Annotated in this window: 21 protein-coding genes, 1 other RNA gene and 1 pseudogene; 11 read left to right on the forward strand and 12 right to left on the reverse strand. The window is 63.3% G+C overall.

The window, feature by feature from the left end:
* Positions 1–7: 7 nt before the first annotated feature.
* From RBH19_RS04335 to RBH19_RS04355, 5 genes are all read right to left on the reverse strand, one after another.
* Positions 8–457, reverse strand: a complete 450-nt coding sequence (locus RBH19_RS04335; RefSeq protein WP_306727590.1) for a host attachment protein — start codon at positions 455–457, stop codon at positions 8–10.
* Between the two features lie 176 nt (positions 458–633).
* Positions 634–1,641: a serine/threonine protein kinase gene (locus tag RBH19_RS04340; protein WP_306727591.1), complete on the reverse strand. Its 1,008-nt coding sequence runs from the start codon at positions 1,639–1,641 to the stop codon at positions 634–636.
* Complete coding sequence (locus RBH19_RS04345) at positions 1,638–2,882, reverse strand: threonine/serine exporter family protein (RefSeq protein ID WP_306727592.1); 1,245 nt, start codon at positions 2,880–2,882, stop codon at positions 1,638–1,640. The genes RBH19_RS04340 and RBH19_RS04345 overlap by 4 nt, the downstream gene beginning before the upstream one ends.
* Positions 2,879–3,247, reverse strand: coding sequence for a DUF3301 domain-containing protein (locus tag RBH19_RS04350; RefSeq protein WP_306727593.1), 369 nt, complete (start codon positions 3,245–3,247; stop codon positions 2,879–2,881). Before RBH19_RS04350 ends, RBH19_RS04345 begins: the two co-directional genes overlap by 4 nt.
* Positions 3,248–3,264: 17 nt before the next feature.
* Positions 3,265–4,419, reverse strand: coding sequence for a GGDEF domain-containing protein (locus tag RBH19_RS04355; RefSeq protein ID WP_306727594.1), 1,155 nt, complete (start codon positions 4,417–4,419; stop codon positions 3,265–3,267).
* Between the two features lie 199 nt (positions 4,420–4,618).
* On the opposite strand from RBH19_RS04355, the gene typA reads away from it, so the two are divergent.
* Positions 4,619–6,433, forward strand: a complete 1,815-nt coding sequence (gene typA / locus RBH19_RS04360) for a translational GTPase TypA (protein WP_306727595.1) — start codon at positions 4,619–4,621, stop codon at positions 6,431–6,433.
* Positions 6,434–6,517: 84 nt separating this feature from the next.
* Entirely contained in the window at positions 6,518–7,510 is a 993-nt protein-coding gene (dusA, locus tag RBH19_RS04365) for a tRNA dihydrouridine(20/20a) synthase DusA (RefSeq protein ID WP_306727596.1), read from the forward strand.
* Between the two features lie 572 nt (positions 7,511–8,082).
* On the opposite strand, the gene RBH19_RS04370 is transcribed toward dusA, so the two are convergent.
* Positions 8,083–9,513, reverse strand: coding sequence for a M28 family peptidase (locus RBH19_RS04370; RefSeq protein WP_306727597.1), 1,431 nt, complete (start codon positions 9,511–9,513; stop codon positions 8,083–8,085).
* A gap of 164 nt (positions 9,514–9,677) precedes the next feature.
* Here RBH19_RS04370 and RBH19_RS04375 point away from each other — a divergent pair, with 164 nt between their 5' ends.
* A complete protein-coding gene (locus RBH19_RS04375; RefSeq protein ID WP_306727598.1) occupies positions 9,678–10,502 on the forward strand; it encodes a class I SAM-dependent methyltransferase in 825 nt (274 codons plus the stop codon).
* Positions 10,503–10,566: 64 nt separating this feature from the next.
* Here RBH19_RS04375 and RBH19_RS04380 read toward each other — a convergent pair whose 3' ends face one another.
* A complete protein-coding gene (locus RBH19_RS04380; protein ID WP_306727599.1) occupies positions 10,567–13,380 on the reverse strand; it encodes a serine/threonine-protein kinase in 2,814 nt (937 codons plus the stop codon).
* Positions 13,381–13,514: 134 nt separating this feature from the next.
* Here RBH19_RS04380 and RBH19_RS04385 point away from each other — a divergent pair, with 134 nt between their 5' ends.
* Complete coding sequence (locus RBH19_RS04385) at positions 13,515–14,939, forward strand: SLC13 family permease (protein WP_306727600.1); 1,425 nt, start codon at positions 13,515–13,517, stop codon at positions 14,937–14,939.
* Positions 14,940–15,008: 69 nt separating this feature from the next.
* Here RBH19_RS04385 and ssrA read toward each other — a convergent pair.
* Together ssrA and smpB are read right to left on the reverse strand one after the other, a co-directional pair.
* Positions 15,009–15,381: a transfer-messenger RNA gene (ssrA, locus tag RBH19_RS04390) on the reverse strand.
* Positions 15,382–15,453: 72 nt separating this feature from the next.
* Positions 15,454–15,942, reverse strand: coding sequence for an SsrA-binding protein SmpB (gene smpB, locus RBH19_RS04395; protein WP_306727601.1), 489 nt, complete (start codon positions 15,940–15,942; stop codon positions 15,454–15,456).
* 255 nt (positions 15,943–16,197) lie between these two features.
* Between smpB and RBH19_RS04400 the strand changes: the two are divergent.
* From RBH19_RS04400 to RBH19_RS04410, 3 genes and pseudogenes are all read left to right on the forward strand, one after another.
* Positions 16,198–17,544 (forward strand): annotated as a pseudogene (locus RBH19_RS04400) (sodium-dependent transporter); the annotation flags it as partial.
* A 94-nt stretch (positions 17,545–17,638) separates the two neighbouring features.
* A complete protein-coding gene (locus RBH19_RS04405; protein ID WP_306727602.1) occupies positions 17,639–18,076 on the forward strand; it encodes a type II toxin-antitoxin system RatA family toxin in 438 nt (145 codons plus the stop codon).
* Positions 18,063–18,386, forward strand: coding sequence for an RnfH family protein (locus tag RBH19_RS04410; protein WP_306727603.1), 324 nt, complete (start codon positions 18,063–18,065; stop codon positions 18,384–18,386). The genes RBH19_RS04405 and RBH19_RS04410 overlap by 14 nt, the downstream gene beginning before the upstream one ends.
* Positions 18,387–18,437: 51 nt before the next feature.
* Here the strand turns inward: RBH19_RS04410 and RBH19_RS04415 are convergent, their stop codons facing one another.
* Positions 18,438–18,794 carry an outer membrane protein assembly factor BamE gene (locus tag RBH19_RS04415; protein ID WP_306727604.1) on the reverse strand — a complete coding sequence of 119 codons (357 nt, stop codon included), beginning with the start codon at positions 18,792–18,794 and terminating at the stop codon, positions 18,438–18,440.
* A gap of 81 nt (positions 18,795–18,875) precedes the next feature.
* Between RBH19_RS04415 and fur the strand changes: the two genes are divergently transcribed.
* On the forward strand, positions 18,876–19,304 hold the full coding sequence (fur, locus tag RBH19_RS04420) for a ferric iron uptake transcriptional regulator (protein WP_306727605.1): 429 nt from the start codon (positions 18,876–18,878) through the stop codon (positions 19,302–19,304).
* Positions 19,305–19,322: 18 nt separating this feature from the next.
* Here the strand turns inward: fur and recN are convergent, their stop codons facing one another.
* Both recN and RBH19_RS04430 read right to left on the reverse strand, forming a co-directional pair.
* On the reverse strand, positions 19,323–20,990 hold the full coding sequence (gene recN, locus RBH19_RS04425; protein ID WP_306727606.1) for a DNA repair protein RecN: 1,668 nt from the start codon (positions 20,988–20,990) through the stop codon (positions 19,323–19,325).
* Between the two features lie 93 nt (positions 20,991–21,083).
* Complete coding sequence (locus RBH19_RS04430) at positions 21,084–21,980, reverse strand: NAD(+) kinase (protein ID WP_306727607.1); 897 nt, start codon at positions 21,978–21,980, stop codon at positions 21,084–21,086.
* Between the two features lie 147 nt (positions 21,981–22,127).
* On the opposite strand from RBH19_RS04430, the gene hrcA reads away from it, so the two are divergent.
* The 3 genes from hrcA (at position 22,128) to dnaK (ending at position 25,890) form a co-directional block, all read left to right on the forward strand.
* Positions 22,128–23,189, forward strand: a complete 1,062-nt coding sequence (gene hrcA / locus RBH19_RS04435) for a heat-inducible transcriptional repressor HrcA (RefSeq protein WP_306727608.1) — start codon at positions 22,128–22,130, stop codon at positions 23,187–23,189.
* A gap of 79 nt (positions 23,190–23,268) precedes the next feature.
* Positions 23,269–23,871, forward strand: coding sequence for a nucleotide exchange factor GrpE (gene grpE / locus RBH19_RS04440; RefSeq protein WP_306727609.1), 603 nt, complete (start codon positions 23,269–23,271; stop codon positions 23,869–23,871).
* Between the two features lie 87 nt (positions 23,872–23,958).
* Positions 23,959–25,890 (forward strand): molecular chaperone DnaK, encoded by a 1,932-nt coding sequence (dnaK, locus tag RBH19_RS04445; RefSeq protein ID WP_306727610.1) that lies wholly within the window; start codon positions 23,959–23,961, stop codon positions 25,888–25,890.
* Positions 25,891–25,964 lie beyond the last annotated feature (74 nt).

Below are 25,964 nucleotides of genomic sequence, written 5' to 3' on the forward strand. Positions count from 1 at the left end.
CTCCCTTTCAGGCCACCCGATCCAGGTGTGCCTTGATTTCGTCGGGGCTCAGCGTGGAAATATCCTTGTTCAGCTCCTGTTTCACCAGTGCGCTGGTCTTCTTGTCCAGGCGCTGGCGAAGTTCGCCGAGGAAGCGGGGAGGGGCCACCAGAATCAGGGACTGCACAGCGTTTTCGCTTGCCATTTTCCCCAGCGTTCGCGCCACTTCCGTGGCAAATGCCCGTTCGACCTGGTGGGCGGCTTCGGCATTGTCACCCATCTGGGGCGAGGCGAAGCCTTTTCTGTCGTTGGTGGTGCCGTGCTTGTCGGTAACCAGATCCTGGTTCCTCATTCGTCCTTCGGGATTGACCATGTCGTGGATTTCTTCCAGGCCGGAAACATGACCACGGAAATCAAGGAAACGGGCCCGGCTGGCATCGGCAACGATGACCCAGGTCTTTGGCATCTCTACCTTCATGTGTTGGCTCCCGTTCTTCTGGGCCCCGGTTCGGGGCGAGTGGCAGTCCATTGGGGTGGGGCGCGCCTTCGCTTCCACGAGCGGCTCCACCCACTTTCAGCTTGGTGTCTGCCGGGGGGCTTTTCAAGTACGGGTGACGAGCGGGCCAGGAAGTGGACAAGGGCCGGCCAGGTATTTCAGTAGCCGGGCTGCCAGTCCAGTGGTGGCTCGTCCAGGGCGGCGAGCTGTTCGCGCAGATCCAGGATCTGTGATTCCCAGAATTTGCCCTCGGTGATGTCAGGAAAGGCGCGGGGAAAGGCCGGGTCTTCCCAGCGCTCGGCGATCCAGCCCAGGTAGTGGAGTATGCGCAGGCCGCGCAGGGCTTCCACCAGATGCAGCTCCCGAACGTCAAAAGAGCGAAAGACGCTGTAGCCTTCCAGCAGCTCACTCAGGCGGGCCATCTGGTACTCCCGGTCACCGGAGAGGTACATCCAGAGATCCTGAATGGCCGGGCCGGTGCAGCAGTCATCCAGGTCGAGCAACCAGGGTCCGTCGTCCCGCCACAGCACATTGCCCGGATGGCAGTCCCCGTGAATGCGCAGGGTCTGAATGTCGCCGGCTTCGGCAAAGCGTTGTACCACACGGCCCAGTACCTGCTCGGAGATTGCCGCCCAGGCGGGTTCCAGGTGGGCGGGCACCATGCGAACCTGGTTCACCTGCTCAATGGCATGTTGCCCGACGGCCTCCGGGTTCAGCTGGGCCCGATGCCAGAAGCGGCCGCTCTCGCCGATGTTGTGCAGTCGCGCAATCAGGCGGCCCATCTGGCGCAGGTCGTCGCCCTGATCCAGGGCCGGGGGCCGGCCGCCGATGCTGGGAAACACCGCCAGGCGGTGCTGGCCGTGGTGAAAGAGCGTGCTGTCATTGGCCAGACGCCAGGGCGCCACCACCGGCAATTCGCTGCCGAGCAGATCCAGGGCAAAGGCGTGTTCCTCGAGAATGGTGTCGTCGCTCCAGCGCCCCGGGCGATAGAACTTGGCCACCATCAGCCCGGATTCGCCGGCCGGGGCGTCTTCCCGCCCCAGCTGATAGACCCGGTTCTCATAGCTGTTGAGCGCGGTGATGCGCCCGTCCGGCCGAAAACCCGCGGCCTCCACCGCATCCAGGATGGTGGCGGGGGAGAGGTCGGCAAAGGCCTGCACGCTCACAGCGACCTCCGGGGCGGCACCAGGGCACTGGCCAGGATCAGGCCGGTGGCAATGCCGGCCGCCACCAGGGCGACGGTAAAGCCGATCTGCACCCCACCCAGGGCGTCCTGGTCCATCATTGAGGCCAGGCTGCGAAAGCCGAGGCTGCCGGGCACGATGAGCATGATGCCGGGGACTTGAATGACCACTGCCGGGCGATTGCGGATGCGGGCATACAGATTGCCCAGCACCCCGACGAGGAGTGCCGCGATCAGGGCGCCCAGGCCGGGGTTGAGCCAGTCCGAGACCCGGCCCCCGACTTCCACGGCGAGCACACCGGTCAGAACGATCCAGCCCAGCTTGTTGGGCGAGGCATTGAACAGCACGGTAAAGCCGATGCCGGCGGCCAGAATGGCCAGCCAGTGGGTCCAGGCGGGCAGGGTGGTGCTGATCTCCTGCGGCCAGGGGCCGCTGAACATCTGTGCCAGCTGGCTGCCCAGGGCCACCCCGAAGGCGATGATCACCAGGCTCACCATGGCGCCAGCCATGCGGGCACTGCCGGCGGTCAGATGGCCCGTGGCCAGTTCGCGCGTGGCCAGGGTCAGGCTGAGGCCGGGCATGAGTATGATCAGGCCGGCCACCAGGGCCAGATAGGCGGAGAAGGGCGGCAGCCAGAGCAGACCGACACCCACGACCAGGGCGCCGATCGTGCCGGCCAGTGCGGGATACAGGCGGGACAGGTTGGGTCTCGGCCCCATCAGCATGCCCAGGCCGCCAGTGAGAAAGCCCAGCAGCAGGGCCACGCCCAGCTCGATGACCCCGCCACCGAACAGGATGGCGATGGCGGCCGAGAACAGGGCCGGCGCCAGCAGGCGAACGCCGATGGAGTACTGGGGCGGGGCGTCCATGATTTCGCGAACCTGACGGATGGCGGCCACCGGGCTGAGGGTGTGGCGGGCCATGGCCTCGATCACATCATGAATGCGGGATAGCTTGCCGAGATGGATTTCCGCCTCGTCCACCCGCGCCATGAAGCTGCGCTGGCGGCTGCCACGCCCGAGGGCCGCCATGAAGAAGGTTGGCGTGCAATAGAACTGGCCTTCCAGCCCCAGGCGCTGGGCCAGCAGTTTCATGGTGTCTTCCAGGCGATAGGCCGGCGCCCCCAGTCGCAGCAGGGCACGCCCGATCTCCAGCACCAGTTCGGCCCGTCCGCGGCCCTCGTTGGTGCTGGCAACATCCCGTTTGCCGTTGGCTTCGGTCATTGTCCGGTGTGCTCCTGATCGTCGGCGGAGGACTCCCGGCTTGGCGAGACCACCAGGCCCTCGGGCGGGTCCAGCTGCACCGACCGTACCAGCAGGCCGATCAGCTCGATACGCCCGGGGAAGCGGGCGCTGCCATCGGTGGTGAATTCGAAGCGGTAGCGCCGGCGCAGACGAATACCGCGAGGGCCTTGGCCGAGACCAAGGCCGGCGATGGCCACGGTCTGATCCAGCAGCTGCACCCCCATCTGCCGGCAGGTGCGCTTGGCGACATCAATCGCCCGTTCCCGCGCCGCCAGATTGCTGCGCCAGATCCAGGCGATCAGGCCGAAGAGCATCAGAACCAGCAGGTATTTGGCTTCCAGCATGGCGCGCGTGTTTCCCCTCAGTGGTCGATTTCGACCCGATTACGGCCTTTCTTCTTGGCCCGGTACAGGGCCTGGTCGGCCCGTTTCATTGCATCCTGCACGGTCTCGCCCGGGCGCGGCAGGGCCAGACCGAAACTGGCTGTGATTTTGATGCCCCGGCCACCGCCCTGTCCACGCTGGCGTTTATCCCGCGACTGGCCACGCAGATGAAAAGGGTGCTCGGCAATGGATTTCCGCAGCGAGTCCAGTCGTGCCTGCAGGCGTTTGATGTCGCGTCTTGGAAGCAGCAGGGTGAACTCCTCGCCGCCATAACGATAGGCCCGAAACCCACCGCCGGCCGCCGCCAGTCGATCCGCCACCCGGCGCAGGACCTGATCGCCTGCGTCGTGGCCGTAGCGGTCGTTGAAGCGCTTGAAATGATCCACATCCACCATGACCAGGGGGCTGTGCCGTTGGCGCAGGCGCAGCTCCAGGGCCCGGCGGTTGGGCAGGCCGGTCAACTCGTCGATGAAGGCCAGGCGCCAGGCATGGGCCAGCAGGCCCACCCAGATCAGCAGAATGGCGGCCCCGCCCAGGGTGAGCGCCTGTGCCCTGTCCGGTGTTCCCTGGCTGAGGGGCAACAGGATCAGCAGGCCCGCCAGAAAGACCGCCCGCATGGGTGTCGGCCGCCACAGCTGGAAGGCGGTAACGACCACCGCCATGACCAGTGACAACAGCAGAACCGGGTTCCAGACTAGGGTACCGCCGGTGTTGAACAGAGCCTGATCAAGCAGGGCCGGGGCGGGCAGGTCGCGCAGCCACATGGCCAGCAGGATGATCAGGAGACCGGCCACCGTGGCTGGCCCCGGGCCCAGCGGGCCACGCTCGGGCAGCAGGGCCAGGACCCCGAAGCCCGCGGTTGTCATCAATGCAGCCAGTGGCAGCAGGGCCTCCGCCCTGGCATCAAGATGGAAGGCGGCCAGGTAGTAGCTCAGCAGCAGGAGACAGACGGCGCCCACCCGCCATTGGCTGAACAGCAGGCCCAGCAGTACGGCGGCCACGGCAAGGCAGGCCAGCAGGGCTTCCCAGAAGCCCGGGCCGATGCCCAGGCTATCGGCAATGACGGCCTGCCACAGCAGCAGCGGGGCGGGAATGAGCAGGGCAGGCAGCAGCGGGAAGAACAGACGGCGCATCAGGGATGGCTTGGTGACAAGATCATGAAGGCCCGTCTCTCCAGCCGGCTTCGGGGTGGGTTAGAGCCTTATGCTACCGGCCATGGGCCTGATCCGGCAACGACAGCGGAATTTTATGGGCGAATGGCAGTCACAGAAGGGCGGAAATGCTATACTCCCGCGTCTTTTTTCCTTAGATCCCACCGCCGGTGAATTTCCTGTGATTGATAAGCTTAGAAACGTGGCCATCGTCGCGCATGTCGACCATGGCAAGACCACGCTCGTGGATCGCCTCCTGCAACAGTCCGGAACCCTGGAAAGGGCCGAGACCCTGCCGGACCGTGCCATGGACTCCAATGACCTGGAGCGCGAGCGCGGGATTACCATCCTGTCCAAGAACACCGCCATCGAGTGGCGGGATTACCGCATCAACATCGTGGATACCCCTGGCCACGCCGACTTCGGCGGTGAGGTGGAGCGTGTGCTTTCCATGGTGGATGCCTTCGTGCTGCTGGTGGACGCCGTGGACGGTCCCATGCCCCAGACCCGTTTCGTCTGCCAGAAGGCCTTCGAGCACGGTCTCAAGCCCATTGTGGTGATCAACAAGATCGACCGCCCCGGGGCGCGGCCCGACTGGGTGCTGGATCAGACCTTCGATCTGCTCGACCACCTGGGCGCCAACGAAGACCAGCTGGACTTCCCGGTGGTGTACGCCTCGGCCCTGAATGGCTGGGCCGCCATGGAGCCGACCGAAAGCGAGAACATGGACGCCCTGTTCCAGACTATTGTCGATGCCTGTCCGCCCCCGGCGGTGAACCCGGACGCCCCGCTGCAGTTGCAGGTCACTTCCCTGGATTACTCCAGCTATCTCGGCGCCATTGCCATTGGCCGTATTCGCCAGGGCACCCTGCGCAAGAACGCCCAGGTGGTGGTGATTGACCGCGATGGCAAGCAGCGTCGTGAAAAGGTGACGAACGTCTTTGGTTTCCTGGGTCTTGAGCGCGTGGAAGTGGATGCCGCCTCGGCCGGGGATATCGTGGCCTTTGCCGGCATCGAGTTTCCGCGGGTCTCCGACACCGTCTGTGATCCCGAGAAGCCGGAAGCCATGCCGGCCCTGACCGTGGATGAGCCCACGATCTCCATGACCTTCGAGATCAACACCTCACCGTTTGCCGGCAAGGAAGGCAAGTACGTGACCAGCCGCCAGGTTCGTGAGCGGCTGAGCCGGGAAACCATCCACAACGTGGCCCTGCGGGTGGAAGACACCGATGACGCTGACCGCTTCAAGGTCTCCGGCCGCGGTGAGCTGCATCTCTCCATCCTGCTGGAGAACATGCGCCGTGAAGGTTATGAACTGGCGGTCTCGCGCCCGGAAGTGATCGTGCGCGAAATTGATGGCCAGCGCATGGAGCCGTGGGAACTGCTCACGGTGGACCTGGATGAAGCCTCCCAGGGTGCCGTGATGGAAGCCCTCGGTGAGCGCGGCGGCCAGCTGGAAAACATGAGCCCCGACGGCAAGGGCCGTGTGCGTCTGGATTACCGCATCCCGGCTCGTGGCCTGATCGGCTTCCAGACCGATTTCCGGACCCTGACGTCGGGCACCGGCATCATGCACCATGTCTTCGACAAGTACGGCCCGCTGAGCAGCGCCAGCCTGGGTGCCCGTCGCAACGGTGCCATCATCTCCAACAGCCAGGGCAAGGCCGTGGGTTTCGCCCTGTTCAATCTGCAGGAGCGCGGCAAGCTGTTCGTGTCACCGGGTGACCCGGTGTATGAAGGGCAGGTGATTGGCATTCACAGCCGTGACAATGACCTCACGGTGAATCCCCAGAAGGCCAAGCAGCTGACCAACGTGCGTGCGTCCGGCAAGGACGACGCCATCCAGCTGACCCCGCCCATCAAGCTCACGCTGGAACAGGCGCTGGAATTCATCAACGACGATGAGCTGATCGAGGTGACCCCGGAAAGCCTGCGCGTGCGCAAGCGGCATCTGACGGAGTCCGACCGCAAGCGCGTGTCCCGCCAGTCTGCCTGAATCCCTGTTTCCGCGGGTGTGAGCGACTTGCCTCACACCCGCGGGGCCGCTAGCCTGAGTTCAATTCCCTGCCGGTTCCGTCTCATGAGCCATTCGATTCCGCTCAATCGCCGACTCTCCGTTGCGCCGATGATGGATTGGACGGATCGGCATTTCCGCTATTTTCTGCGGCTCATCTCCAGCCAGACCCTGCTGTATACCGAAATGGTCCACGCCCGAGCCATCGTGCACGGTGAGCGTGAGCGCCTGATCGGTTTTTCCCCTGAAGAACACCCCGTCGCCCTGCAGCTGGGCGGCTCCGATCCGGCCGTGCTGGCCGAGGCGGCCGCCATTGGGGAGCAGTGGGGCTATGACGAGATCAACCTCAACGTGGGCTGCCCCAGTGACCGGGTACAGGCCGGCCGTTTCGGCGCCTGCCTGATGCTGGAGCCACAGACTGTGGCTGACTGCGTCTCCGCCATGCAGAGCGCGGTGTCCATTCCGGTCACGGTCAAATGTCGCATCGGCGTGGACGATCAAGACAGCGAGGCAGAGCTGCACGCGTTTCTCGCCACCGTCATCGAGGCGGGTTGTCAAAGCTTTGCCCTGCATGCTCGCAAGGCCTGGCTGAATGGTCTGAGCCCGAAGCAGAATCGCGAGATCCCGCCGCTGGATTACGCCATGGCCGGGCGCATGGTCGAGGCCTTCCCGGGGGTGGAGTTCATCGTGAATGGTGGGATACGCACGCTGGAAGAGAGCGAGCGTTTTCTGGACACCTTCCACGGGGTGATGATCGGGCGTGAGGCCTGTTCCAATCCCTGGCTGCTGGCGGCGGTGGATCAACGCATCTTCGGCCAGCATACGGCGCCGGAAAGTCGCCATGCAGTCGCGGAGGCCTATGCGGCCTATTGTGAACGCATGGGGGCGCAGGGGGTGCCGAAGAGTGTTCTGCTGCGCAACATCCACGGCCTGTTTCAGGGCATCCCCGGTGCCCGCCAGTGGCGCCGCAGTCTGTCCGAGCCCATGGCCACGGACCTCGCCCCGGAGACCATCATCCGACGTGCTCTGGAAGCGGTGCCCTTAGTCGACGCGGCTTGAGGCTCGGCGGAGCTTTTCTCAATTCGGCTTCGTTGAGGCTTGGCCCCTTCGAAGTCGGTGACGGGGGGCGCGTTCCGGTCCTGTATCGGGTGGGCTTGCTCAGGGACGCCGTGAATCCATCCCTGGAGGCTCTGGTCGCGACATCCATGTCGCTCACAGCCCTGAGCAAGCCCACCCGATACAGGACCTCCTCTAGGGGGTGTCACCTCGCCTGTGCCAACTGAGCGTTGTGTTCAGGCGGCTATGCAAGCGGTTTTTTCAAGTTGAAGCCTGAACTTTCCTTTCTGCAGGCACTGCGAAGGTGACACCCCCCAACATTAGGCCTGGGGTCAGTCGGGGGCTTTGCAGGGCTGTGAGCGACAGGACGTCGCGACCAGAGCCTCCATGGACGGATTTACGGCGTCCCTGCAAAGCCCCCGACTGACCCCAGGCCGGGACACCCCGTCACCGACTTCGAAGGGTCCAGTGCCAATTCGAAGCCATAAACCGCCACCGACTTCGAAGCCCCAAAACCAAAAAAGCACCGAATGGAGACCATCCGGTGCTTTCACGTTATCTGACTGGCAAAAGGGTCAGTCGTCTTCAGGCGTAGGCCGCAGCGCCACATCCATGTTGGCCGCCATCCAGGTCAGCGCCGCATACACCGCCACATTCTGTCGCAGCTGCTCCGGATCCACCTTGGCCAACGTGTCATTGATCGTGTGATGGATATCGAAGTAGGGGGCCGCATCCTGCAACGGATCCAGCACCGGCATGCCGGCCTCACGCAGGGGAATGAAATCGGGAATGCCGTAACCCTCGTTCGTGCCCATCTCCACGCCCAGCGGCTCGATCAGCTGGTGCAGGGCTCGGGCCACCGGCATGGCGTCCTCGTTGATGACGGTGTCGAAACGCCACACGGCGAAGGCACCCAGGTCGGCGCCGATGCCCACGTAATGCTCATCCAGGCGGTTGCGACGATTCTCCGCGTAGGTGCGGGCACCCGAGAGGCCGAACTCCTCGTTGGCGAACAGCACCACCCGGAGAGTGCGTTTCGGCTGTTCGTCCATCTGGCTGATCATGTGTGCCACGGACGTGACGATGCCCACGCAGGCAGCGGCGTCGTGAGCCCCGGGGGTGATGTCCCAGGAATCCAGGTGGGCGCCGAGCAGCACCACGCCGGCGTCCGGGTCACTGCCGGGGATTTCACCGATGACATTGGCGGACTTGGTGGGCTCCAGCATGCGCGAGGTGAGGCGCAGCTTCATGGTCACCGGGCGGCCGGTGGCGACCTGGCGTTCCAGCAGGTCGGCGTCCGGATTGGACAGGGCGGCGGCCGGGATGCGCTTGACGTCATCCGGGAAGCGGGTGCCGCCGGTGTGGGCCACACGTTCGTCGGAGCTGCCGATGGAGCGGATCACTGCGGCCACGGCACCCATTTCGGAAGCCACCGCGGGGCCGGTGGTACGGTTGCCCACGGCACCCACATAGCCGCTGGCGTCACGGGTGCGTTCCATCCGCTGGCTGAAGAAGACGATATGCCCTTCCACTTGTGAACGGCTCAGGGAACGCAGTTCCTCTACGTCGTAGACCTGGCGCACCGGCGCTTCGATGCCTTCATCAGGCGTGCCGATGCTGCCACCCAGGGCCACGGCCACCAGATCCTGGGGGTAGGGAGCGGTGATTTCCACATTGATGTCACCGCGCACCCAGCGGGGCACTTCCACTTCTTCGGCCTGGATATTCTGAAAGCCCAGTTCACGCATGCGAGTCAGCGCCCAGCTGACCGCGGCCCGGTCGCCATCGGTACCGGCAAAGCGAGGCCCCACTTCCGTTAGCAGACCTTCGGTGAGATCCCAGGCCAGGTCGCTCTCCAGGGCGGTCTGCTTGAGCTGGCGGGCGGTTTCCAGCATGTCTTCCGGCAGTTGAGCCACCTCGTCTTCGGCGTGCAGAAGCGGGGCGCTCAACAGGAGGGGCGAGGCGAGGAGACTAAGAAGGGCAGTTCGAAATGGCGCGGGCGTCATGGCTCGGCTCCGTCAGGGTGAATCCATGCAAAGACCCGCAATCTTACCGGATGCGCCGCCGGATTGCCGAGGGGCGGGGGATCGCGGCCTGATGGATGGGGTACAATGCGCCGGCCCCGTCGGGTACAGGGGTATCCATTAGTCAGTGTGAAAAGGGAATCATGATGGCCAAGCCGAAGAAGCGCCAGAAATCGCCGACCGAAGCCAGCCGGGCCGATCGCCATGTGCTGTATGAGCAATCGGTGCAGGAGCCGGAAGCGGAGATGGACTTTGTGGAAAGCGTGTTCACGGACATGCGCGGTCGGGCGCCGATCACCATCCGCGAGGATTTCTGCGGAACGGCCTATTCTTCGTCCCACTGGGTGCAGCGTAAACCGGAACACCGGGCCTTTGCCGTGGATATCGATGCGGACGTGCTGGCCTGGGGGCGGGATAACCATGTCGCCTCATTGACGGCCGATCAGCAGGCGCGCATCACCCTGATCGAAGGGGATGTGAAGACCGTGAAGACCGAGAAGGTCGATGCCCTGCTGGCCATGAATTTCAGCTACTACCTGTTCAAGACCCGCGAAGGCCTGCGCGATTATTTCCGCCGCGCCCGCGAGAACCTGGTGGACGATGGGGTGCTGTTCCTGGATGCCTTCGGCGGTTATGACGCCTTCCGCGAGCTGGAGGAAGAGCGGGAATGCGACGGTTTCGACTACATCTGGGATCAGGCCACCTACGACCCCATCACGGGTGACATGACCTGCCATATCCATTTTGCCTTTGAGGATGGCTCGGAGCTGCGCGAGGCCTTTACTTACCATTGGCGTCTTTGGACGCTCCCCGAGATCCAGGAAATCCTCAAGGAAGCCGGCTTCCGTGATGTGACCGTCTATTGGGAAGGCACTGACGAGGAAACCGGCGAGGGTGACGGTGAATTCACTGCGGCCGAGCAGGGTGAGGCCGATGCGGGCTGGATCTGCTACGTGGTGGCCGAACGCTGAATACGTCCTGTCAGGTAAGCGCCCACCGACTGGCGTTTCCCGGAAGACAGCCTGCGGCCGGGGATCATTCCCCGGCCGCTTGTGCCTGCAGCCGTCGTGATTCGGGCAGAATCGCCCGGCCCTGCCGGGTCAGTCGCAGGGCAGCCGCTTCATCGCCTTCGTCGAGTTTTTCGTTGATGGCATTCAGATAGAGTTCCTCGATTTGCTCGCGCAGGCCGGGCAGCCAGTTCCTGCCAGGGCGCATCCATCCCATCATGTCTCGCCAGGCAATGATCAGTTCGCCGCCCCAGACCGGCGTCATCCGCGGATGCTCGATCAGGTATTCAACCCGTCCTCGACGTTCGTCGAGCCCCTGTCGTTCCGTCCTGAGGGATTCCGGCCGGTAGTCGTCGGCCAGCTGGGCGCGAGTCAGTTGCAGTCTCAGCGCTTCCAGCTGCCGGGTGGGCAGCAGCGGCGCCATTTCACGCAGCAGCTCATTGGCAGCCGCCCAGCGCCCATCGTCCGCGCGGCGATTGACGCCATCGACGATGATTTCGGCCACCGAAGCCTGGTGCTCGTCCAGCAGTTCATGGCCGCCGGTCATGCGGAGCAGGGCGCGCCAGTCTTCTTCAATGAGGCGAACATCCGCCAGGGAGTTCACGGGCAAGCGTTCCGCCAGTGGCGGTGCCAGGCGTTCGGCGGCCAGAGACGCCGCCTGATTCTCTGCCCTTGTCAGGGCATCATTGATGAGTCCGTGGATGGGGTCATCGTCCGGGAACAGTTCATCAGCCGCCGCCTGCAAGCCATCGGCGCGGTCGGGATCAGCCTCGGCGGCGGCCTGTTCCACGGCATTCCGGTAGTAGGGTCGCAGAGATTCGAGGTTGGCCAGCTCATGGCGGGGTTCGATTCGTTCCAGATCCCTGAACAGGGCGATGACGTCTGGAATGGCCTGTCCGCGTTCGAGTTCACCGGCCTCGAGCCGCCCGCGCAATTGCCCGGACAGATCCGCCACCATGCGTTCACGCGCCTGTTCAACCCGAGCGTCCAGTTCCCGTAGCCGCGGATGGGCGGGGTACCATCGAAGGGCTTCCATCAACAGGCTTTCCGCTTCCAGGGGGTCGCCATCCTCAAGGGCGTATTCCACATGCCGTGCGTACTGGGCCGGCAGTTCTCCGCTAAGCGATTCCAGCACCCACTCGCGCTCATCCGGGGCCAGATTGCGGATACTGCCCCGGATGCCGGGCCAGCCGGCATCCCGCAGTTCCGTCAGTGTTAGCTGTCGCTCGCGATTCTCAAGGAAGGTCTGGGTGGGAATCCAGGCGGCGGCAATGATGGCCAGCACAGCCCCTGCCACGGCATAGGGCATCTTTGATGTCTTGCCCCGCCGGGTTTCCAATGCGGTCAGAAATGCTTCCACGGCATCCGGGCGGTCACCCCTGTGGACTTCCAGGGCCTGGCGAAGAATCTGGTTCTGATGCCGGGTCAGTGAGCGAACGCGTGGTACGGCGAGATCATTCTCCATCCGCCGAAGGCCCGATTTGCCATTGAATGGGTGGCCGCCGGTCAGGAGAGCGGCGGCGATGCAGCCCAGAGCATAGATGTCGTCGGCCGGTTCAGGGGGTGAGCCTTCCATGATCTCCAGGCTGAGGTAGGCCTCGATCGGATCCATTTGTTCCAGTTCGGTGGAGCCGGCCTGACTGGCCGTGATCTTGTTGCCGTACAAGGCCGTGCGCAGGCCGAAATCGGCAATCCGAACATTGTCCTTGTCGTCGATGAAGATGCTGGAGGGCTTGAGATCGCCATGAGGGATGCGGCGTTCATGGGCTACAGCCAGCGCCTCGCCGATCCGGCGGACGATCTTCAGCGCACGGTCGGCCGGCAGCCCCTTGACGCATTCCCGGCGAATGAAGCGTGCCAGTGTGCTGCCCACGGGCAATTTGGTGACGATCCAGGCCTGGTCGATATCCCGGTGAAGGGCAACGGGTGTGAGAATGCCGGGATGCCTGAGGCGCGCGACGCGCTTGACCACGGCTTCAACCCGCTTGGTAATGGCTTCCTGGCGGGCGAGGGCCGATGGGAGCACGCGGACGCCACAGAGCTGTGCCTCCGGGTTGGCTTCATCCTGTTCGTGATCCCGGGCCCGGTAAACCGTGCCGTAGGGGTCCTGGCTGATTCGGGTAAGGAGTTCAAAACGACCACCCAGCAAGGCGCCGATGATGGTCGTGGTGGTTACGGCCCGTTCGCTGAGGGTCTCGCCATAGTTCTCGCTGCTGCTGGGAATGGAGCCTCGAGTCTCCATGACCACTTCATGGTCGTCCGGCGCGTCATCGGCATCGGCCGTGGGTACACGATCATCGGCTTCCGGCGGGTTGTCGTCACGATCCTGTCCCGCCGGTGTCAGATGTTCCTGGATGGCTTTTTCGCCGGCCGAGGTCGGGCGAATCGGGGGGAGGGTATCGTCGTCGGTGCTGGGTTCATCGATTTCGGTGGCCTGTTCCGCCGCGTGTTCGAGCGTCTCGTGGCCGGTCTCATCGTCCTCGCCCTCGCCCGTGTCGTCCGCCTCCAGTGGAGGGCCGTCCGTGATGTCAGTGCCGGTTTCCGGTTTCTCGGGCTCGTCCACCGGCTCCAGGCTGAGTTCAAACATGTCATCGCCGCTGGATTCACCGGCGGGCTCATCCACGCTGGCCTGGCTGGTCTGTTCATCCAGCAGCTTGCGAATGGCACGTGCCTGAGGAGAGGGCAGGCCGGCTTGCTGGGACTGGTCAACCCGGTCATAGAGCCGAGCGACATCACCATCTCCGCCATCCTCGGCCAGACGCTGGCGTATGGCCGTCAGCGCATCATCAAGACCGAGTGTTTCCTTGCGCAGGTCTTCCAGGATGTCATCAATTACGATCACGGCGTTCCCCGTCAGCACGATGGATGTGGCTTTTCTGTCATATTACACCGTTGCGTACAAGACCCAACGTCCTGATCATGCTTCAGAGGTTCCTCAAGCGTGATCCGCTGAGCGGAAAGTGAGGCCCCGGTGTCATGAGCCAACACGGCGTGTACTACCTCAGCTTGCTACTGGGACCCCTGCTGTTCCTGTCCACGGTGGTATTGCCTGCCCCGGCGGGCATTGCGGGCGAGGCCTGGCTGGTCTGCGGACTGGCCGCCTGGATGATGGCCTGGTGGATTACCGAGGTGGTGCCCCTGGCGGTCACGGCCCTGTTGCCGGTCATTGTGTTGCCACTGGCCGGCATTGTCGGCCTGGCGGAGGCCACCGCCCCCTATGCCAATCCGGTCATCTTTCTCTTCCTTGGCGGCTTTCTGCTGGCATTGGGGATTCAGTCCAGCGGTCTGCACCGACGCCTTGCCTTTCTCATTGTCGGCCTGGGGGGCGATCGTCTGGATCACCTCGTTGCCATGATCATGCTGGCCACCGCCGTGCTCAGCATGTGGATCAGCAACACGGCCGCCGCCGCCATTTTGCTGCCGGTCGCGCTCTCCGTACTGGCGCTGGCGGGGCAGCACGGCACGGTTCGCCAGGATGTGCTGGCGCCGGCACTGCTGATCGGCGTGGCCTTCGCCGCCAATATCGGGGGCATGGCCACACTGATCGGCACACCCCCCAATGCCATCATGGTCGCCTGGCTGGCGGAACAGCATGACATCCGTCTCAGTTTTGTCGGCTGGATGGTGTTTGCCCTGCCACTCAGCCTGAGCCTGCTGCTCATTGCCTGGTATCTGCTGGTGCGGTGGAGTTACCCCCTCGGGCGGGGCACGGTGCCGGGCCTGGCGGACGGTTTTCGTCAGCACCGGGCCGAGCTGGGTGACTGGACACCCTGTGAACGGCGTGTCGCCGTGGTCTTCCTGCTGGCCGTGCTGGCCTGGGTGCTGCGGCCCCTGTCCGAAGACTGGCTGCCGGCCCTGGATGACCCGATGATTGCCCTGATTGCCGGTGGCCTGCTGTTCCTGGTGCGCGGCAGCCAGCCCGGTCAGGCCGTGCTGGACTGGGAGGCTACGCGGCAATTGCCCTGGGGTGTTCTGATCCTGATCGGCGGTGGCTTGAGTCTGGGTGCGGCGGTGCAGGGCAGTGGTCTTGCCGAGTTCATTGCCGAGCTCCTGCGAGCCACCACCGATTACCCGCTGGCACTGCTGGTCCTGGTGGTGGCTACCGTGACCATGCTCATCAGCCATGTCACCTCCAACACCGCAGCGGCGGCCACACTCATCCCCGTGGCCACTGCCATTGCCCTGAACGCCGGCATTGATCCCCTGTATCTCGCCATGCCCGTGGCCCTGGCCGCCTCCTGCGCCTTCATGCTGCCCACGGCCACGCCCCCCAATGCCATCGTCTTCGCCAGCAACCGCCTCCGGGTGACCCAGCTCATCCGCGCCGGCAGCCTGCTCAGCATCGCCGCCATCGGCGTGCTCGCCCTGTTCGCCACCTTGCTCGCACTCTGGATTCAATGAAGGAAGGTCGTGGAGGGGCTGAAAACAAAAAAGCCCGCTTCTGATCAGAAGCGGGCTTTTCGGGGAAGCTGGTGGAGGCGGGGGGAATCGAACCCCCGTCCGCAGGCACTCCGCCCTTGGCTCTACATGCTTATCCTGACTTTGAGTTTCACCGTCTGCTTCCCGTCAGGCAGGGAACACATCCGGCTAGTCCGGTAAGGTTTTAACGGATCAGGGCCGAACGCCCATCACCGCGAGCCCATGTAGGGTGACTCCTCAAGCCCGAAGGCTTTTCCGGGACCCATGGGCGAGTCCCGGTGAGAAGCTGGTAGCCGTTTTAGGCCGCCAGAGCGTAGTTGTCGTCGTTGGCAACTATCTTTAGGTCAGTCTGTTTTACGAGGTTGGACTGAACCTCGGCATGCACCTCAGGTTTTGCCACCTGCGTCGAAGCCAGGTCGCCCCCTTAAGTTATTCCATCCTATCACTGAAATGAGACAGTCAGCCAGAGGGAAGGTTCACGCGAGCGGCGAGGCGCTCACATGTTCTGGCTTTTCAGGATCCGGGCCTTTTGGCGCTGCCAGTCCTTTTTCTTCTCGTCGGCCCGTTTGTCCTGCTTTTTCTTGCCCTTGGCAACACCGATTTCCAGCTTGGCCCGGCCCCGTTTCCAGTACATGGCCAGGGGAATGAGGGTGTAACCACGCTGTTCGGTGAGACCGATCAGCTTGCTCAGCTCATGCTGATGCAGCAGGAGCTTGCGGGTTCGGCGGGGGTCGGGATTGACATGGGTGGAGGTACCGGGTGCCGGCGTGAAATTGGCACCGAGCAGCCAGGCTTCCCCATTGCGAAGGACGCAATAGGCTTCCTGCAGACTGGCTCGCCCCGCCCGCATGCTCTTGACCTCCCAGCCTTCCAGCACCATGCCCGCTTCCAGCCGGTCTTCGATGGTGTACTCGTGCCGGGCCTTGCGGTTGAGTGCGATTGTGCTGCTGGGCGTCTTGTCCTTGTTCTTCTTTTTTGCCGCCATTGCTGTCAGTTCGCATGCCTGAGTGGGGAGTGTCAGCCATCGCGCCCGGTCGATCGGGGGCGCCGATGCATTGCTTTCTTGGGGGCATTATACGGGTCAAGCAAGGCGCCTCCCAGCCGGGTGCTTGTGCCGAGAGCGATTTTGCACCAGAATTCCGGGCTTTGACTGTCGCGCCGAAGGCATGGAATTCGGCAGATTTTTGCGACATTTCTCCCTCGTCTTTAACATCGGCTCAGCACACTCAGGGAGTGCCTGATGCAAAAACGCACGTCGCTTCATGGCTTCTGGTCCACCCGCCTGGCCTTCATCCTCGCTGCCGCCGGCTCCGCTGTGGGCCTGGGCAATATCTGGCGCTTTCCCTACATTGTCGGCGAGAACGGTGGTGGTGCTTTCGTGCTCGTCTATCTTATCTGTGTGCTGGCCATTGGTCTTCCCATCATGATGTCGGAAATCATGCTGGGGCGTCGTGGCCGGCGCAGCCCCATCAACACCATGCGTCTTCTGTCCGAGGAAGAATCGGGCAGTCGCTACTGGCAGCTCGTGGGCTGGATGGGCGTTCTGGCCGGTTTTCTCATTCTTTCCTTCTATAGTGTGATCGCCGGGGCCTCGCTGCACTACACCAGTCTCTCGATCCAGGCCACCTTCAGCGGCATTGATGCGGGTGGCACGGGTGCGCTGTGGGATCGTTTCACGGGAAGCTGGCAGTGGATGCTTTTCTGGCACACCGTCTTCCTGGGGCTGACGGTCTTCGTGGTGGCTCGCGGTGTGCAGCGAGGGCTGGAGCAGCTGGTACGCTTCCTGATGCCCCTGCTGTTCGTGCTGCTGCTGGCCATGGTGGGTTATGGCATCTTCCAGGCGGATTTTGCCCAGGGCTTCAGTTATCTGTTCAAGCCTGATTTCAGTGAACTTTCGGCCAATGCCATTCTCATTGCCATTGGTCAGGCCTTCTTTACCCTCAGTCTCGGCATGGGTGCCATCATGGCCTATGGGGCCTATCTGCCAGAGGATGTCTCGGTGGGTCGCACCGCCTTCAGCGTGGTTGCTGCGGATACCGTCGTGGCACTGCTGGCTGGTCTCGCCATTTTCCCGATTGTCTTCGCGTTCGGTGTGGGCGTGGACAGCGGGCCGGGGCTGGTTTTCCATTCCCTGCCGATCGCCTTTGGCCAGATGCCGGGCGGTATTTTCTTCGGCACGCTGTTCTTCGTGCTGCTGGTCTTTGCGGCATGGACGTCGTCCATCAGCCTCATGGAGCCGGCCGTCGCCTGGGTGGTGGAAAGCAAGGGTATTTCCCGTAGCACGGCCACCATGGCCGTGGGCGGCATCATCTGGTTCATGGGGATTGGCACCGTACTGAGTTTCAACCTGTGGTCCGAAATCACCTTCCTGGCCGGAACGGTCTTCGACAACGTGGAGATGCTGGCTGACAACATCCTGTTGCCACTGGGAGGTTTCCTGATCGCGGTGTTCGCGGGCTGGGTGATGTCCCGGGCCTCGACTTCGGAAGAGCTGGGCATGGGTGCCGGCGTACGGTACAAGCTCTGGTTGTTCTTCATCCGTTTCGTGGCCCCGCTGGCCGTGGTGCTGGCTTTCCTGCACGCCCTGGGTGTTTTTGATCGCTCGGTGGAGGATCCGGAAGCCGTATCAGGGATGCCGGCTGAGACGCTGGTGGTGGCCGGGCTGAGAGGCTGAGTACGGCGTGCGTACCGTCAAGCGTGAGGCGCTGGTGCCGTTCTCTGCCCAGGCCATGTATGACCTGGTGAATGACATCGAATCCTATCCGCGCTTCCTGCCCTGGTGTCGGGAAGCGCGGGTACTGTCACGTGAGGAAACGGAGGTGACGGCCAGCCTGACCCTGGCCAAGGGGGGGCTGCGCAAATCGTTCACCACGCGTAACACAATGGAGCCGGGGCGCCTGATTGACATCCAACTCGTGGATGGCCCTTTCCGGCACCTGGAAGGGGAGTGGCGTTTCGAGCCCCTGCGAGAGGATGCCAGCAAGGTCAAGCTGGACATGCGTTTCGACATCTCCCACAGCGTACTGGACGCCGTCCTCGGCCCCATCTTCTACCAGATCAGTAATTCCCTCGTGGATGCCTTCGTCCGGCGAGCCAATGATGTCCATGGCTCGGGCTGACGGCCAGGGGGGAGGCTCCATGACCGTCGAGGTCGCCTTTGCCCGTCCGGACCGTCAGGAAATACTCACCGTGGACGTTCCCTTCGAATCCACCATCGAGGCCGCCATCCATGCCTCGGGCATCCTGGAGCGGTTTCCCGAGATTGACCTGAAGGAGAATCGGGTGGGGGTGTTCGGCAAGCTGGCCAGGCTCGACACGTGCCTTTCACCCGGGGACCGAGTGGAAATCTATCGCCCGCTCAAAGCGGATCCCAGGGAAGCGCGCCGTCGCAAGGCCCGTCAGGGGCGAACCATGAGGAAGGGCGACTAGCCGCGGCCGGAGACCCGTGTGCGCGGCTGTTGGCCCGGTAAGCTGCCGCGATCAGCCGTCGCTGTTGCGACGCCCGCTGTCACCATTGCGACGCCCGTTGGGGTCGAAATCAATATGGCTGACCCGGCCCTGTTCGTCGAACTGGATACTGAGGAAGCGATTCCGGTTGCGGTGTTCCCGCTGGCTGTCGAGGTAGTAGTGGTACAGCCAGCGATCGGCGTGAAAGGGTGCGTCCATCATCGGTGAGCCCAGCAGGAAGCGGACCTGCGATTGGGTCATGCCGACTTCTACCTGTTCGATGTCTTCGTCGTCCAGCAGATTGCCCTGGGGAATGTCCTGCCGATAGACGCAGGCGGACATCAGGGCGAACAGGGCGATGGTCAGTAGCTTGAGGGCTGTTTTGCGCATAGCTTGCTTCACGACTTTCTAAAGCGGTGGAGGATGCGTGATAATACGGTAATCCGACCCTTTGTGACTAGTGGAGGTTCAATGGAAACTCAGGATCTGCGCAAGGCCGGTCTCAAGGTCACCGTTCCCCGGATGAAGATCCTGGAAACGCTGGCCACCACCGAGAACCGCCATCTCAGCGCCGAGGACCTCTACAAGGTGCTGATCGAGGCGGGTGAGGATATTGGTCTGGCGACCGTCTATCGGGTGCTGACCCAGTTCGAGGAGGCCGGTCTGGTTACCCGCCACCATTTCGAGGGAGGCCAGTCCGTTTTCGAGCTGGACGAGGGGGAGCACCACGATCACCTGCTGTGTGCCAAGTGCGGCCGGGTGGAAGAGTTCGTGGACGAGGTCATCGAGGAGCGGCAGATCCATATTGCCGAGAGCCGCGGTTTTCGCATGACCGATCACTCGCTCTACATCTACGGTATCTGCCCGGATTGTCAGGGAAAGGCCGACGAGGAAAGCTGACGTCCGTCCGCTTTCGCTTCAACCGGCCTTTTCCATCATTTCCCGGGCGTGATCGCGGCTGGTTTCGGTGATCTCGGTGCCGCCCAGCATGCGCGCCAGCTCCTCCACGCGTTCGGTGTCCTTCAGCGGCGTCACCCGGGTGAAGGTTTCTCCCTGCCGGGTGTTCTTGGCAATGCGGAAGTGATGGTGGCCCTGTGAGGCCACCTGGGCGAGGTGAGTCACGCAAAGCACCTGACAGCGCTCCCCCAGTCGGCGCAGTTCTCGGCCGACAATTTCCGCTACACCCCCGCCGATGCCGGCATCCACTTCATCGAAGATCATGGCCGGAATACTTGCCCGGCGGGCGGCCACCACCTGAATGGCCAGTCCGATGCGTGACAGCTCACCGCCCGAGGCGACCCGTGCCAGGCTTCTCAGGGGCTGGCCGGCATTCATGGACACTTCGAATACGACCGCATCCGCTCCATTGGCGCGAGGCGCCTCGGCGTCCTGTGTGACCTGAATGGCCAGTTGGCCGCCGGACAGGCCCAGCCCCTGCATGACCTCGGTCACCTTCTCTGACAGGGTATTTGCCGTCGCCTTGCGTTTGGCATGCAGGGCATCGGCTGCCGTTTGCCAGCGGGAACGGCAGTCCTCGACGGTCTGGCGCGCTTCGGCCAGGCGCTCGCCGGCATGCTCGATGGCGTCGAGGCGTTCCCGCATGGACTCCAGTGTGTCCACCAGGGCCTGCGGTTCCACCCGATGTTTGCGAGCGAGTTCATGTGCCGTGCCGATGCGGTCGGCCACCCAGTTGAGTCGGGCCGGATCCAGATCCAGGTCACTCAGGTACCGCCGCAGATCTTCCCCGGCTTCTTCCAGATTGATGCCGGCCTGCTCCAGGGTGCTGCGAATGGGTTCCAGCCTGGCGTCGAGTGCCACCAGGGACTCTACGCGATGCAGGGCCTGGCTGAGCAGATCCGAGGCCGAACCTTCCTCACCGTCATAGGCCAGGGACAGAGCCTGCTGGCCTTCTTCCAGCAGACGCCCGCCATGGCGCAGGCGGTCGTGCTCGGATTCCAGCGCCTCGATTTCACCCGGTGCCAGCTCCAGGGCTTCCAGTTCCCGCACCTGGTGACGCAGGAATTCGGCGCCTTCGGCGCCGCCCCCGGCGGCTTCTTCCAGCTCGGCCAGTCTTTCGCCCGCGTCTTTCCAGGCGCGCCAGCTTTCACGCACGGCCGCCAGCTCCTGCGCATGGTCCCCGTATTGGTCGATCAGGGAGAGCTGGGTTCTGGGCTTGAGCAGTGACTGGTGTTCGTGCTGGCCATGGATGTCCATGAGGCGCTCGCCCAGTCGCCGAAGCTGCTGGACGGGTACCTTGTGGCCATTCACGTAGGCGCGGGAGCGTCCCTGGCTGTTGATGGTGCGGCGCAGCAGGCAGTGCGCTTCGTCATCCAGTTCCTGTTCTTCGAGCCAGGCCAGGGTGTCCGGGTCATGGCCCAGGTCGAACTCCACGCTGATCTCGGCGCGCTGGTGGCCGTGGCGCACCACGGCTGCATCGGCCCGGTCACCCAGTACCAGGCCGATGGCGTCCACCAGAATGGATTTGCCGGCCCCGGTTTCACCAGTGAGGACGTTCAGGCCACCGGTCAGCTCCAGATCCAGTTCGTCGATCAGGGCAAAGTCCTTGATGCGCAGATGCGTCAGCATGGCGAGGGGTGCGCTCCCTGTTGTTTTATACAGTATTCCACTCTGCCTGAGAGAATAGCAGATCAGGCATCAAATACCATGATGTGGCGGCGGTCAACGCGGCACCTGTTCTTCCTGGGCGCGGCCCCAGTGGAGTTTGGAACGAAGCAGGGCAAAGTAGTCGTATCCGGGGGGGTGGAGCAGGGTGGTTTTCTCTTTCGAGCGTTGCAGCTCCACCCGGTCTCCCGCGATCAGTTCATGGGTTTTCTGCCCGTCCCAGTTGAGCTGGGCCCGGGTGCGTTCGTCACCTCGGAGGACGAACCTCAGGCGGCTGTTGCCCGGGACGACCAGCGGCCGGTCACTGAGGGTGTGGGGGCAAATGGGCACGAGGGCGAGGGCATCCACGTCCGGGTGCAGGATGGGGCCACCGCCCGAGAGGGCATAGGCGGTGGAGCCGGTGGCCGTGGCCGCGATCATGCCATCGGCGCGGTGCAGGGAGACGAAGGTGTCATCCACCCAGGTCTCGAACTCGATCATGCGCCCGCCATCCGCCTTCTGGATAACCACATCGTTCAGGGCCAGATCCGCCTCGGCTTCTCTGCCCTCGCGCTCGATGCGGGCGGACAGCATGTGGCGCATGTCGCGGGTAAAGCGGCCGTCGAGAATGGCGGCCACATCATCCGCGGCACGACTGGCCACGATGTCGGTCAGAAAACCCAGGCGCCCCAGGTTGATGCCCACCAGCGGCACAGGGCGAGCGGCCAGGACGCGCGCGGTGTTGAGCAGGGTGCCGTCACCGCCAACGGCGATGATGAGATCCACGTCCCCGGCTAGGGTTTCGGCGTCCTCGGCCTTGTGGGGCCAGTCCGGGAGCGCGGCGGCGGTGCGCTGATCCAGCACATGATTCAGGCCGCGACGGTCCAGCAGGGCCACCAGGGCGTGCAGGACGGTGGCCACCCGTTCGTCGCCGTCCTTTGCGATCAGGCCGATACGTTGGAATGCTTTGCTCATTCTGCTTGTCCAAGTTCCTGTCTGAAGGATGGTTTTCAGAGCTTCATTGCTTGACAGTATTGTGACGGCGCTGCTAGTTTTCCGCCAGTCTGGCACTCTGATGGATCGAGTGCCAGGTTCCCGGATTCCATCTCGCTCCAGAGAGCCATGATCACCGTGAATCGCAGCGATAATCCACTCAATGACCGGGCCCAGTATCTGCTGAAGACCCTGGTGGAACGCTATATTCGCGAGGGCCATCCGGTGGGTTCCAGGGCACTGTCCCGCCAGTCCGGCCTGGAACTGAGTCCGGCAAGTATCCGCAATGTGATGGCGGACCTGGAAGAGCTGGGGTTCGTCCAGTCTCCACATACCTCAGCCGGCCGGGTGCCCACCGTCAAGGGCTATCGTTTCTTCGTTGATACCCTGCTGACGGTGAAGAAGCTCAATCGGCGCGAGGTGAGCCGCCTGGAGCTGGGGCTGCGCAATGATGAGGGTGACTTCCAGGCCCTGCTGGGATCGGCCAGCACCCTGCTGTCAGGGGTGACGCGCCTGGCCGGCGTGGTGACACTGCCGCGCCGTGAGCGGGCCACCTGGAAGCAGATCGAGTTCCTGCCCCTGTCCGACCGGCGTGTACTGGCCGTGGTGGTTTTCAGTGACCAGGATGTGCAGAACCGGGTGCTGCGCCTGGAGCGTGGCTATGACCGGGAGCAGCTGCACAAGGCGGCCAATTATCTCAACGCCCATTTTGCCGGCAAGGACCTGACCCAGGTGCGGGAGGCCTTGCTGGCCGAGATGCGCGAGGCGCGCCAGAGCATGAATGAGCTCATGCTCACCGCCATCCAGATGGCCGACCAGGTCTTTGACAGCGACCGCAATGTGGAAAGCGGCTATGTCATTGCCGGCGAGACCAATCTGATGGAGTTCGATGAATTGTCGGATGTGGAGAAGCTGCGCCGCCTGTTCGAGGCCTTCAATCAGAAGCGCGACATTCTGCATCTGCTGGACAAGGCCGTGGCCGCGGAAGGCGTGCAGATCTTCATCGGAGAGGAATCCGGCTACAAGGTGCTGGATGAGTGCAGTGTGGTGACGGCACCGTATTCCGCCGACGACGAGGTGGTGGGGGTCCTCGGTGTGATCGGTCCCACCCGCATGGCCTACGAGCGGGTCATTCCCATTGTGGACATGACCGCCCGATTGCTGGGCCATGCCTTGAATTCCCGCCAGTAGGTCCCAGATTTCAGTCAGCGTATCAGTGGCCCGAGCAAAACCCGGGCCGTTATCCTTTTTTGATCAAGGGGTTAGCAGAATGTCACAGGAACAGCCCAAGGCACCGGAAGAGCTGGAGGGCGCCGAGCAGGCCGAAGCGGAGCAGAATCCCGAATCCGATGCCGAGGCGGTTGCCGAAAGCCCGGAAGCCCGTATCGAGCAACTTCAGGCCGAGCTTGAGGAGGCCCGGAGTGAGCGCCTGCGGGCCATGGCCGAACTGGAGAACGTACGCAAGCGGGCCCGCCGTGACGTGGAGAACGCCCAGAAGTTTTCCGTCGAAAAGCTGGCCGGCGAGTTGCTGGAGGTCAAGGACAGCCTGGAGATGGGCCTGCAGGCGGTGGGTGGCGAGAACCCCAGTCTGGATCAGCTCAGGGAGGGCAAGGAAATGACCCTTCGCCAGCTGGCCGGTGTCATGGAGCGGGCGGGCATTGCCGAAATCAACCCGGAAGGCGAGCGCTTCAACCCCGAATTCCATGAAGCCATGACCCTTCAGGAGAGCAGCGATCACGATCCGGACACGGTGATGTTCGTGATCCAGAAGGGCTATCTGCTCAAGGGGCGCCTGCTGCGTCCGGCGCGAGTGGTCGTGGCCCGGGCCCCTGACGGCGGCGCGGATGATGCCGACAGCGGTGACGATGCTTGAATAACGCCGCCGCGTCCCCATCTAGGCAATCAGAGAATTCCGGTTTATCCGATTTTTTGAAATAACGCACTATCTGGAGCAACAATCATGTCCAAGATCATCGGTATTGACCTGGGTACCACGAACTCCTGCGTGGCCATCATGGAGGGGGGTGAGACCAAGGTCATCGAAAACAGCGAGGGTGATCGCACCACGCCGTCCATCGTTGCCTTCACCAAGGAAGGCGAAGAGTTGGTGGGGCAATCCGCCAAGCGTCAGGCGGTCACCAACCCCCAGAACACCCTGTTCGCGGTCAAGCGCCTGATCGGCCGTCGTTTCGATGATGCCGTGGTGCAGAAGGACATCGACATGGTGCCCTACAGCATCGTCAAGGCCGACAACGGTGATGCCTGGGTCGAGGCCCAGGGCAAGAAGATGGCGCCGCCGGAGGTTTCCGCCCGCGTGCTGAAGAAGATGAAGCAGACGGCGGAAGATTACCTGGGTGAGAAGGTCACCGAAGCGGTGATCACCGTGCCGGCCTATTTCAACGACTCCCAGCGTCAGGCCACCAAGGATGCCGGCCGCATTGCCGGCCTTGAGGTCAAGCGCATCATCAACGAGCCCACCGCGGCGGCGCTGGCCTATGGCCTGGACAAGAAGCGCGGCGACCGCAAGGTGGCCGTGTACGACCTGGGTGGCGGTACCTTCGATATTTCCATCATCGAGATCGCCGAGGTGGACGGTGAGCACCAGTTCGAGGTGCTGTCCACCAACGGTGATACCTTCCTCGGTGGTGAAGACTTCGACAAGGCTGTCATCGATTACCTGGCCGCTGAATTCAAGAAAGAGCAGGGTGTGGATATCCGCAAGGATCCGCTGGCCATGCAACGCCTGAAGGAAGCCGCCGAGAAGGCCAAGATCGAGCTTTCCTCCAGCCAGCAGACCGAGGTGAACCTGCCCTACATTACCGCCGATGCCAGCGGCCCGAAGCACCTGAGCATCAAGATCACCCGGGCCAAGCTGGAATCGCTGGTGGAAGATCTGGTCAAGCGCACAATCGAGCCCTGCAAGACCGCCATCAAGGACGCCGGCCTGTCCGTGGGTGACGTGGACGACGTGATCCTGGTGGGTGGTCAGACCCGCATGCCCAAGGTCCAGGAGGCGGTGAAGACCTTCTTCGGCAAGGATCCGCGCAAGGATGTGAATCCCGATGAGGCGGTTGCCGTGGGTGCGGCCATTCAGGGTGGTGTGCTGGGCGGTGACGTCAAGGACGTGCTGTTGCTGGACGTTACCCCGCTGTCCCTGGGGATCGAGACCCTGGGCGGTGTGATGACCAAGCTGATCGAGAAGAACACCACGATTCCGACCAAGGCCAATCAGACCTTCTCGACGGCCGAGGACAACCAGGGCGCGGTCACCGTGCACGTCTTGCAGGGTGAGCGCGAGCAGGCGGCCCAGAACAAGTCCCTGGGTCGTTTCGACCTGACCGATATCCCGCCGGCCCCGCGTGGTGTGCCGCAGATCGAGGTGACTTTCGACATCGATGCCAACGGTATCCTGCACGTGTCCGCCAAGGACAAGGCCACCGGCAAGGAGCAGGGTATCGAGATCAAGTCCTCCGGCGGTCTGTCCGAGGATGAGATCGAAGAACGCATTCGTGATGCCGAGGCCCATGCCGAGGAAGACAAGCGCTTCAAGGAACTGGTGGACGTGCGTAACCAGGCCGACGGCCTGATCCATGCCAGCCGCAAGTCTCTGGAAGAGCATGGTGACAAGGCCGAGGACGGCGAGAAGGAAGCCATCGAGTCCGCCATCAGCGAGCTTGAGGAAGCCATGAAGGGCGACGACGCGGAAGCCATCAAGAGCAAGACCGAGGCACTGACCGAAGCCGCTGGCAAGCTGGCCCAGAAGGCCTACGCCGAGCAGGCGGAAGCCGGTGAAGCGGCTGCAGAGGCCGAGGGTGGCGAGTCGACCTCCGATGACGGCAAGGACGATGTGGTGGATGCGGAATTCGAGGAAGTGAAGGAAAACCGCAAGTAAGGCGCATCCTGTCAGGTCGGCGGGGGCGTCACGGGCCGATGGCCATCGTGATGCCCCCGCCGTTGCGTCCGGAT

Source organism: Natronospira bacteriovora, from assembly GCF_030848495.1.
Lineage (GTDB): Bacteria > Pseudomonadota > Gammaproteobacteria > Natronospirales > Natronospiraceae > Natronospira > Natronospira bacteriovora.